Source organism: Candidatus Cybelea sp., assembly GCA_036489315.1.
Taxonomy (GTDB): Bacteria; Vulcanimicrobiota; Vulcanimicrobiia; order Vulcanimicrobiales; family Vulcanimicrobiaceae; genus Cybelea.
In genome coordinates this window covers 115011-123942 of record DASXFZ010000013.1, presented here as the reverse complement: position 1 = coordinate 123942, position 8932 = coordinate 115011, and the positions used below count along the sequence as shown (strand labels likewise).

7 protein-coding genes are annotated in these 8932 nt (G+C 59.8%); 3 read left to right on the top strand and 4 right to left on the bottom strand.

Annotated features, from left to right (window positions below):
* Positions 1-348: 348 nt before the first annotated feature.
* On the bottom strand, positions 349-1755 hold the full coding sequence (locus tag VGG51_04080) for a choice-of-anchor tandem repeat GloVer-containing protein (protein HEY1882201.1): 1407 nt from the start codon (positions 1753-1755) through the stop codon (positions 349-351).
* A gap of 331 nt (positions 1756-2086) precedes the next feature.
* Here VGG51_04080 and VGG51_04075 point away from each other — a divergent pair, with 331 nt between their 5' ends.
* Positions 2087-2638 carry an SDR family oxidoreductase gene (locus VGG51_04075; GenBank protein ID HEY1882200.1) on the top strand — a complete coding sequence of 184 codons (552 nt, stop codon included), beginning with the start codon at positions 2087-2089 and terminating at the stop codon, positions 2636-2638.
* 13 nt (positions 2639-2651) lie between these two features.
* On the opposite strand, the gene VGG51_04070 is transcribed toward VGG51_04075, so the two are convergent.
* Positions 2652-3674 (bottom strand): hypothetical protein, encoded by a 1023-nt coding sequence (locus VGG51_04070; protein HEY1882199.1) that lies wholly within the window; start codon positions 3672-3674, stop codon positions 2652-2654.
* 305 nt (positions 3675-3979) lie between these two features.
* Between VGG51_04070 and VGG51_04065 the strand changes: the two genes are divergently transcribed.
* Positions 3980-5170 (top strand): hypothetical protein, encoded by a 1191-nt coding sequence (locus tag VGG51_04065; GenBank protein ID HEY1882198.1) that lies wholly within the window; start codon positions 3980-3982, stop codon positions 5168-5170.
* 55 nt (positions 5171-5225) lie between these two features.
* Here VGG51_04065 and VGG51_04060 read toward each other — a convergent pair whose 3' ends face one another.
* On the bottom strand, positions 5226-6413 hold the full coding sequence (locus VGG51_04060) for an alpha/beta hydrolase (GenBank protein ID HEY1882197.1): 1188 nt from the start codon (positions 6411-6413) through the stop codon (positions 5226-5228).
* Positions 6414-6493: 80 nt separating this feature from the next.
* The gene (locus VGG51_04055; protein ID HEY1882196.1) at positions 6494-7450 is read right to left on the bottom strand and encodes a hypothetical protein; all 957 of its coding nucleotides are present in this window, start codon (positions 7448-7450) and stop codon (positions 6494-6496) included.
* Positions 7451-7562: 112 nt separating this feature from the next.
* Between VGG51_04055 and VGG51_04050 the strand changes: the two genes are divergently transcribed.
* On the top strand, positions 7563-8924 hold the full coding sequence (locus VGG51_04050; protein ID HEY1882195.1) for an alkaline phosphatase family protein: 1362 nt from the start codon (positions 7563-7565) through the stop codon (positions 8922-8924).
* The last annotated feature ends 8 nt before the right edge of the window (positions 8925-8932 follow it).

Sequence of the window (8932 nt, the reverse complement as noted above, 5' to 3'; positions counted from 1 at the left end):
TCCAGTTGTTCTCGCTCGTCGCGCGTAAGATTGAGGTCTCGCTTGGGTCGGCCACGAACGGTTTGCCTGGATTTCCTCACTTATCCAGTATACCAAAAGTCTCGTGTTATTGCAACGAACTTATAACTCACAACACTAGGGTCGTTACGTTATCAACGTCGATCCAGCCGCTGTCGACGATCGAGCGGAAATTGGTAACGCGATATCTTGCGATCCTCATGGGACCCGCTTACCGCCCGATGGCTTCCCCGCCTTGTGCATAAGCATCCACCGGGCAGGGTGCACCGCGCGGCGTTAAGGCATTCTTAAAGTTGAGGTCAGACGTGCTGTGGGTTCCCCGTCAGGGCGTCAGCTTGAACACCGTGCCTTTACGATCGGTCCCCCGTCAAGGGTCGTGCTATAGAGTGCGCCCGTCGTGTCGGAGATCAGGCCGGCCGCCGGATTGGCGCCATTCCTTCCATCGAATTGATGGATAATGCGCTCGGCGTAGCCTGATCCTGACGGCGTTAGCTCGAAGACGGTGCCGTCGTGGCATCCAGGAACGCCGCCGCAAGCTTTGCCGCCTCCACCGGTTGTCCCGTAGAGCACGCCGCCTTTTCCTAGGATCACTCCGCCCTCGGGTGTCCCGCCATCCTTACCGCCGGTGAAGCTGTGGAGAAAGCTCTGAGTGTAGCCCGAGCCTGACGGCGTTAACTTGAAGACGGTTCCTGGACCGGGCTGGTATCTGCGGGCGTACTGCCCGCCTTCGAACGTCGTGCCGTATAACGCGCCCGTCTTATCCAAAATCACGCCGGACGGAAACGCGCCAACACACTCGGCGCCGGAGTTATCCCGCGACGGCTTCTCGCTCGGGCCTTTGACGCGGTGGTTGATGGGAGCGTTGGTCCCGCACTCAAAGGTGTACAGAGCGCTTGCGCTGTAGCCCGAGCCCGACGGCGTCAACTTATAGACGGTGCCGCATCTACCCATTAACTGGCAATCGTCGTCGGTCGACCCGTAGAGCGCGCCATCCGCTCCGAAGACCAGACTGCTTGTTGGATTGGAGAACGCGCACGTGGACTGACAAAAGGTGTACAGAACTTTTTCAGTATAGCCTGATCCCGACGGCGTCAACTTGAAGACGGTGCCGCATCCGCCTTCACTAAGGCACGCGTTGCCGCCGATACCAGTTGTGCCGTACAGCGCGCCATCCTTTCCGAAGACCAGACCGCCGCTTGGCGCCGCGCCGTCCGCGCACTTGCGTCTCGCACAAAAGCTGTGCATGACGCTCACCGTGTAGCCCGAGCTTGACGGCGTCAACTTGAACGCGGTCCCTTCGTTGTATCTGCCGCCGCCAACCGTCGTACCATAAAGCGCGCCGTCCTTGCCGAGGATCACACCGGTTGGGCCCGCACCTCTGCTGCCCCTAAAGCCGTACAGAAAGCTCTCGGTGTAACCTGATCCCGCCGGCGTCAACTTGAAGACGTTCCCGTCGGCATGGCCTCCGCCGCTTGTCGTGCCGTAAAGCGCCCCATTCTCGTCGAGGACGAGGCCGGTCTCGGGGTTAGCGCCGGTGCTGCCTCTGAAGTTAAAGAGGACCGTCTCGGCGTAGTGCGATCTCGAAAGCGGCAGCGTCGGCACTCGCGACGAGAAGTGCGCCGCCTCATCCGGCTGGCTTGCGCTGGGCACGGTGGCGATACTTGCACCGCAGCCTGCGAGTATCGCTGCAGCCATGCAAATGCCAAATACGCAGCCGCTATAGCCGAGGCTCTTCATCGTCCTGCTCCTTGCTCGGTGGCAAATTCCCGCATCCCGATACGCTAGCTTAGCACGCTCTTTAGCAGCGCCAAAGGTCACCTGACAAAAACGAGCCAATGTGCTCACGCGCCGGATAGTGCAAATGACCTAGCGCGCTCGACGCGCCGTAACGATCTTGGGGGGCTAAGTGAGGCATGGGGCGCGCGTCCGCGCGGCTCTTCGCCCGAGAGGGTGCGACCGTATTCGTCGCCGGCCGTAACGAAGAGCGTGGAGATGCATTGGTGGCGGAGATAAACGGCGCCGGCGGCAGAGCCTACTTCGTCGAACTCGACGTCGTTAACCAGCAACAATGGAACGCCGCGGTGGCCCAGGTCAAGGAGCAAGCGGCACGCTGCGCGGCATCCAAACGTGTGCTCCGATAATCAGGGACTCCGGCGGAGGGTCGATCGTCAACATCGGATCGGTCGCCGGGATCACCGGCAACTTCGGCACCGGCTACTCGTCTTCGAAATGGGCGCTCGAGGGATTGTCGCGCTCGGCGGCTTACGTCTACGCCGATTGGGGCATTCGCTCCAACGTCATCCAGCCGGGTTGGATCGAAACGGATCTGACCGCGTCGATGATGTCGAACCCGGTCATAAAAAAGATACAGTCAAGTATGCTGGAAAATACCATATTGCTGCGAAGGAGCGGCAAGGCGGAGGATATCGCCTTTGCGGCGCTCTTTCTTGCGAGCGACGAGTCCGCATACATTACGGGTACCGACATCGTCGTCGATGGCGGCTGGTTCTCTGTGGCCCCGTATCTTACCAACGAGCGATCTCATCATATGCTCCAGATCCTGGAGGCAAAGGACAAGGCCGAGGGAGTCCTCGGCGCTTTCCTCAAACACTTCAAATGAGCAAACGCGAGGTTTATTTCTTCGCTGCCACCACGCCGAGCGGTTCGTCGAAGCTTCCCGTAAAGACCGCTAGCTGCTTACCGCCGGCCGGATATTTGAAGACCGAGCCGTTGTCGTTACCTGCGTCCCCGCAGTAGACGACGCCCGTCGCGATCCAGGTCTGCGCGCAGTCGCTGGAACCCGAGAAGGATACCGTGCCCTTCAGGTTCGCCTTCGTTCCACTGATCGAGTACCGATACAGATTGTTCGCCCTCTGATCGAAGACCGTCATGTACGTGCCGTCCCACTGCACGGAACCGGGAAACAAAATCGTGTTGCTCGTCGCGATCGTTTTAACGGTATTGGTGCCCTTCGGGATCTCGTCGAGCTGGAAGGACGAACCGGGGGTAAAACCGTCGAAAAAGAGGTTTCCCTGGGGGTCATAACCGTCGAAGTACTCTCTACCCAACGGTGTCCCAATGAACTTGGGGGAGCCGCTCGCGTGCTTGAAGATGGCGACAGCGCCCGAATTAGCCCCATCCAAGATCCCGACGGCAAGGTCGCCGACGGTATTCATGGCGCAGCTCGACGGCATGCTGCTGGAAGGCACGGAGAGCGTCTTGATCGGCTTCTGAGGGACTTGGTATTCCGTGATCTGGTCGGAGCCGGCAACGATCCAGAACGTTTTCTTGCCGTAGCCGTAGAGCACGTTCGTACACCCCTGGCCGCCGACGTTATTGATCGTACCGATTTGATTATGGCTCTTCGGATAGTTGAAGATGCTGGCGAAGCTGCCGTAAAAGCTGATGACATATTCGAAGTACTTCGACTTCGACTTTGCCGCTTGGTCGGGAACGATCGTCGGGTAAGGCAGCAGCGCATTGAGATTCGGGCGCGCTGCCGTCGACAGCCTCCCGTCCGCGGTGGCTGCCCGACCGATGTGTTCGCCATTGAGCACGGCGGTTGACGGCGCAACCGACGAGCCGCCGCCGCACGCCGCGCATATCGCAAGTGCTCCAACGGCGCCGGCGTATTTCATTAAACTGGTCGTATTCATTACTAGGTTGCTCCCTTACAAGTAGAAACGATCGCAGGTTATCTTCTCGACCGAGACCGCACCGCCCCCGCGGGGCCTCGCAGCATTATCTCGCGCAAGGAACACTAACGCGATAACTCTGTAAAGACGAAAGGGCCTTGCGGTTCCCTATGCGAAGGGGCGGCCGTACTCATGCTTGGTTTAGTTGCCGGGTCAAGCCATCACGAGCGCGAGCGGCGGCCCCAGAAGCACTTGCGCTTGCCGGCGACGAATGAAGCGCTTCGAACCCGACCTTGTCATCACTGCGTTAGGAGCCAGATTTAAGGATGCCAACTTTCAACCATCGCGTTCTTGTGCCGATCGCGGGAATACTTCTTGCGACTTCGGCGTGTAGCGGAAATACCACCGTTCCAAGCGGAGCAGCGGGAAGCAATTCCGTCTCACAAGCCTCAATTACATCGCAAGTCTCTGCGCCGGGAGCGGCTTCGATCGTTCCCGACGACACGACCTCTATTCTGAAAAAGCTTACCAAGGACGTCGAAATCGGTTCCACGGTCGATCCGAAAAATGGCGACCAGGGTCCGCGCGCGATCTCGTTGGTCCGATCGACCTTCGGGCTCAAGAAGGGGCAGCTGCTCGTCTGCAACTTCGAAAACTCTGCGGGCGCTGCCGGGAAAGGTAGCACGATCGAAGTACTCAATCCGAGGCCGCACTCCAAGCCCGCGACCTTTACGCAGAATTCCAAGGTACTGGGCTGCGACGGCAATGCCGTCACCGAGACAAATCAGGTCTACGGCGCGGGGATGCTGAGCGGCGCCGTTTCGCAGTTCGACCAGACCGGTTTGCTCAAGCATAGTTTCAGTTCGCACCTCGAGGCTCCGTTCGCCGACGCCGATGCGTTCTGCGGTGAGCCTTACGCGCCCGAGGACATCTACGTTTCAGATTCCAAGACCGGCGCAATTATCAAGCTGTCATTCATTTCTGTCAGTGGCGGCCAGACGACGGCGACCGAAGTGATATCCGGCTTCGGGATTAATAAGGGCTCCGGTTGGAGCATCTTGGGCCCGTCGGGAATACAATATAATAGTACAAAAACCGGCAGCCTTTGCAACGACACGTTGTATCTAGTGGACGGGGTCGATAATACGGTCGTCTCCATTTCGAACGCGAGCAACCTGCTGGAGAAGGACGAGATCGTCGTGCAGCCCGGTGGGAAGAAATTCAAGTGCGCTCACGCAAAAGCCACGTGCGCGACGCTCGTCTATAGCGGTGCTCCGCTCAACGCGCCCGTAGCTTCAGCTCTTCTACCCAACGGAAACCTCATCGTCGCCAATACCAAGGGTGGGAACAAGCTCGTGGAGCTGACGCCGGCGGGGAAGATACTGGCTACCAAAACCGTCGACACGGGCGCGACTGCTCGCGTCTTTGGGCTTGTCGCGTCTGGTACGAGCGATAGCGATACGGTGCTCTACTATACCGATACCAAAACGAACACGCTGCACGAACTCACTCAATAGAGAACGGCATTTACGCTTCTCCCCGATTGAATGCGCGTGCGCAGCGGCGCACCCGCTAAAAGTTGGGGAGAAGCTCGTTGGTAAATCGTCGCTGCGTTAGCCAGTCGATCATGACTTGCGGGTATCCGGGGACGAATCGCTGCGGCGGCGTAAAATCCCCGTTGTAGCCGCTCTTCGATACGATGAGCTGGTGCCCCGCACCCGGATAGGTCTTGATCGTTACGTCGCGATTACCGGCGCGCGTGAGATACTCGCGTAGATGCGCCGCTGAATCCGCAGCGTTAACGTTTCGATCGAGCGCACCGTAGAGCGCGAGGGTCGGAGTCTTCGAGATGCGCAGCAGCGTGCTCGTCGGATCGAAGGTGACCAAGCGCCGCAGTCCCGGGATCATCGAGGGCGGCGGAGGAATCGATATGCCAAGGTCCGGCATCAGCGAATACTTGAACCAGGCCTGCTTTGCGCCGGCGTCGTAGCGGCGCTTTGCCTCGTCCCAGGAGATGGTGCCGTCGAGTGCCCGGTCGAATGCGTGCCAGAGGGCGATCGCCTGCGGCAAGTCGGCTTCCACGCCGTGCCGGCGCATCACTTGCTCGACCTCGTAGTCAATATTCCGGGCCAGGGATTCCGTGGGAGCGCTCTTTAGAATCATAAACGCGATCGGCCAGTGAAGCGCGACCAGCGGCGCGGTCCAACCTCCATTGCTAAATGCCCAGAGGCCTATGCGGTGCGGATCCACCTGATAGTCGCTGCCGATAATGTCGTAGATGGCTGCGACGTCGTCGGCTCGCTGCCGCGGGCCGCTGAGAAACCAGTTTCCGGCCGATTGGCCTACGCCCCGTTGATCGTAACTGATGACGTTAATTCCATTGAGGACGAAAAAGGGGATGATGAACCCCATTTCTCTCGACTCCGGATCGTTGCCGTGGACCAGAATCACGGTGGCACGCGGCCGTTGGCCCGCATAGTAGAGCGAAAATCCCAGCCGGCCGCCCGGTGCTTCGAGAGTCTCTCGTTTTTCTAAGATGCCGCGCTGCAGATGCAGGTCGGACGAGATGTGCAGATCACCGGTCTGCTGTGAAGCCGGATCGAAGAAGTCGTTGGAGGGGGGAGCGGGCAGCTCATGTTCGACGCCGACATAGATCGTGTGTCCGGAAGCGGTGTAGAGCCCCGGCGCAAGGGGCGCAGCCTGTGCTCGCGCGATGAAAGCGAGCCATACTGCGAGCGCGACGACGGTCGTCCTCATCATGCAAGATCTACGCTGGATGTAACGCGGGTGTTTCGTGCGCGACGTTCGTCGCTCGGGTGCAACCCGCCGGGGGCGCGCGGTTACTTAGCGGGGCTGACTGCAACGCCCCAGGGCGTCTGCAAGCCGCCTAGGGTTGAGACCGGCGAGCCGCCGGTCGGATAATTCCAGAATAGCACGTCTGCGCCGCCGGCGTCCGGTGATACTATTTTGGCGCCGTCGATCAAAAACTGTACGGCAAACGTCGCCCCGTCGAGCTTCGTCGATCCGACCTCGGTCGCGCCGCTCGGACCGATGTCAAACTCGTCGATCTTGTGGGCGGTATAATCGCCAACGGCGACTTGCGTTCCATCCCACTGAACGCTGCCGCCGAACTGAATGCTGGCATTCAAGTCGATATCCGTAAACGCGTGGCTCACTGCGGAGAGCTCCGCGAAAACAAACGCTCCCCCTTTTTGCCCGTCAACGAAGAGATTGCCGTGGTTGTCGTAGCTGCAGTACTCGTAGTAGTTGATCCCCGGGTCTTTGAAGCTACGTCGTGGCGCGCGCCCTTTGCGATAGATCGCGACGTCGCCGGGCTCGCTGCCAAGATTACTGACATTGGCAATCGCGAGGTCTCCGGTCGTCGGATCGACCGCGCAGCCTCCCGGTGTCTCACCCGGGTCCTTCAGCGTTGCAGTCGGCTTGGTTCCGCCGTGTGCGTACTTATGAATCAGCTGGGCGTCATTATCGGTTACGTAAACGCTTCCGGCCCGGTCAACGCAGAGTCCCCACGGCCGGCTGAAGCCCCGCAGCGTTCCTTTCAGAGCGCCCGTGCGATAGGCGTAGATATACACGTCGCCCGTACCGAGATCGGTGACGTAGAGCAACGGGATCTTTTTGGCGTCCGGCGCCACCCATGACGGCCTTGCGTCGCGAGCCGGGCGGCGCACCGCAGCCGCGGGAAGCGGCGCCGGTGCAACCTGCTCTCCCGCGCACCCGCTAACGACTGCGGCTATGCAAAAAAGCGAGCCGTAACGCGCCGCGCTCGAAATGACCATACCTGCCGCAACTTCGCCTCTGCTCGGCCGGTGTCTTTCCTTCAAATCGCCGCCTCGCAGGGTCGCGAGCTTTTGTGCAGCAAAGCATGCCTTTTACCGAGAGGAGCTCTGTATGGGATGGTCTTCTCGCGTCGCATGGCCGCTTGCTTTTCTGCTCGTGCTGCCGGCTTGCGACGCCAATGCCCTCAACGCGCCCGCGCCGGTTCGCAGCGGCGGATCCTTTGCCCGCCCGCTGACCGGCAGCGGCACGCCGATCCAACACGTCGTCTTCATCATTCAGGAGAATCGCTCGTTCAATAACCTGTTCATGAGCTATCCAGGGGCCCAAACGCAAAAATACGGACTTGACTCGAACGGCGCCAAGGTTCCGTTGCATTCGCAAGATCTTGCACAGGCCTGGGATATCGAACACTTTTCAGCGGCTTTCTTCACCGCGTGCGATGGCCGCGGAAAGCTGCCTGGGACCCGGTGCAAGATGGACGGCTGGAATAATCTGCAGGCGGGATTCGGTGCGCCAAAAAACCCGGCGTACGCGTACGTGCCGCGCACCGAGATTAAGCCTTATTGGGATCTCGCCAAACAGTACGTCCTGGCCGACCACATGTTTGCTTCAAACCTGGACGGAAGCTTCATCTCCCACCAATACGCGGTCGCGGGTTACTCAAGCCAGGCCGTTGATTCACCGCAATCGTATTGGGGATGTGAGGGCGGAGAACAGGATACCGTACCGACGCTGACCCTCGCGCGCACGTACGGGTCGCCGATCGTCGCCTGCTTCGACAATCCGACCATCGCCAGCGAAGCCGATGCGGCACGCGTTAGTTGGCGATTCTACGCCGGGCCGATTGACGGCGACGGGAACCTATGGAATGCCTATCAGGCGGACAGCCCGATCTACAACGGTCCGGATTGGAGCGCCGACGTGATCAGTCCGCCCTCCCAGTTTCTTTCCGATATCGCTAGTGGCGAACTGGCCGAGATCACCTGGATCACGCCGACGTATGAAAACTCCGATCATCCAGGACTCAATTCAAAGACGGGCCCGGCGTGGGTCGCTTCGCTCGTCAACGCCGTCGGAACGAGCCGATTCTGGAAATCTACCGTTATCTTTGTGATGTGGGACGACTGGGGCGGCTGGTTCGATCCCGTGAAACCGGTACACGCGGACTACGACGGCCTTGGATTTCGCGTACCGCTGCTGATCGTCTCACCCTACGCCCGGCGAGGGCGCGTGACGCACGTCCAGTATGAGACCGCGAGCGTGCTGCGATTCATGGAAGACAACTTCGGTCTCGGGCAGCTGGCACCATCGGACACGCGCGCTGCCGATCCCGCCGGCGATGCGCTGGATTACAAGCAGAGCCCCCGCCGTTTTAAGAAGCTCGCCGGCGGGAAGCCGCTTGAGTTTTGGAGGCTCCAAGAACGAGTTACACCCTACCGCAGCAAGCCCACGACATTCATCGGGGACGACTAAGAGAAAAA

Coding starts and splice junctions, on each gene's coding strand:
- VGG51_04055 (HEY1882196.1), bottom strand. CDS start 7,450: ATGGTCATTTCGAGCGCGGCGCGTTACGGCTCGCTTTTTTGCATAGCC.
- VGG51_04060 (HEY1882197.1), bottom strand. CDS start 6,413: ATGATGAGGACGACCGTCGTCGCGCTCGCAGTATGGCTCGCTTTCATC.
- VGG51_04065 (HEY1882198.1), top strand. CDS start 3,980: ATGCCAACTTTCAACCATCGCGTTCTTGTGCCGATCGCGGGAATACTT.
- VGG51_04075 (HEY1882200.1), top strand. CDS start 2,087: ATGGAACGCCGCGGTGGCCCAGGTCAAGGAGCAAGCGGCACGCTGCGC.
- VGG51_04050 (HEY1882195.1), top strand. CDS start 7,563: ATGGGATGGTCTTCTCGCGTCGCATGGCCGCTTGCTTTTCTGCTCGTG.
- VGG51_04070 (HEY1882199.1), bottom strand. CDS start 3,674: ATGAATACGACCAGTTTAATGAAATACGCCGGCGCCGTTGGAGCACTT.
- VGG51_04080 (HEY1882201.1), bottom strand. CDS start 1,755: ATGAAGAGCCTCGGCTATAGCGGCTGCGTATTTGGCATTTGCATGGCT.